This window comes from Bacillus sp. LR--39, assembly GCF_053613335.1.
In genome coordinates, this window is sequence record NZ_JBSIOT010000622.1 from 1 (window position 1) to 827 (window position 827).

General features: G+C 47.8%; 2 protein-coding genes. Both read right to left on the reverse strand.

Annotation, left to right across the window (positions count from 1 at the left end):
• Positions 1–717 (reverse strand): 2-oxo-4-hydroxy-4-carboxy-5-ureidoimidazoline decarboxylase (gene uraD, locus ACWHAR_RS25375; protein WP_452088221.1); only part of this gene is annotated, 717 nt, incomplete at its 3' end.
• 12 nt (positions 718–729) lie between these two features.
• Positions 730–827 (reverse strand): hypothetical protein (locus tag ACWHAR_RS25380; RefSeq protein ID WP_452088222.1); only part of this gene is annotated, 98 nt, incomplete at its 5' end.

Sequence of the window (827 nt, forward strand, 5' to 3'; positions counted from 1 at the left end):
CGTTGCCACGACGAGAGTGTTGTCTCCGTCTGTAAATGATGGCAGGAAGGCGTCTCCGCCAATTTCGCATGTCACATCAACGCCGACAACGGTATTGTCTCTCCCGGTAAAAGATGATTCTGGGATTTGCTTCACTCCAGTGAGCGGTTTTAAAAACGTTCGGTATGCAAATACATTTCCTTTGCCATAAGACATGGTTCTTTTCATTTGCGTCTCTCCTTTTTCAGTGATGATGTCAGCCAGACGAAAGCGGGCGATTCGGTAAATTTCTATAAGGGCCTGCTGGAACTCCGTTTCTCGTTCGCTCTCAAGCCTTGCCAGCAGGGCTTGGTGAATGTCCTGTTTCGTCTTTCCCTTCACCGCTAAAATAAAAGGAAAGCCGAAGCGATCATAATAGTGTTCATTCAGCATGAGAAACTCCTCGTATTCCTGCTGTTCTAATTTGCCGAGCCCTGCGTTCTGCTGCTCTCGTACCGAGTCATCGCTCATTGTTTTCTTTGTTCCGAGCCGGGGATGCTTTTTAATTAAATCAAGCTGTGTCTCGCGATCCGCGGCTTTTACAATGCCAGTCATTTTGCGGTGAAGATCAGAAAGGGACGTAAACGGCCGTAGTGCCGCGGATCTCTCCGCAATCCATGAAGAGTGTTCAAAAATAGAGCCAAGTGTGTCTGTCAGTGTTTGTGTGTCCATTTGGTTCAGGTCATCCATTGTGAGCATTGGCATCTTCCTTTACGTTTTTATGTCTGAGCCATTCGGCTGTTTGGCTTGAAAAAAAGCGTGCAGTGCTATGGCTGTCAAACTGCCGATCACGATTCCGCTTCCCGCCA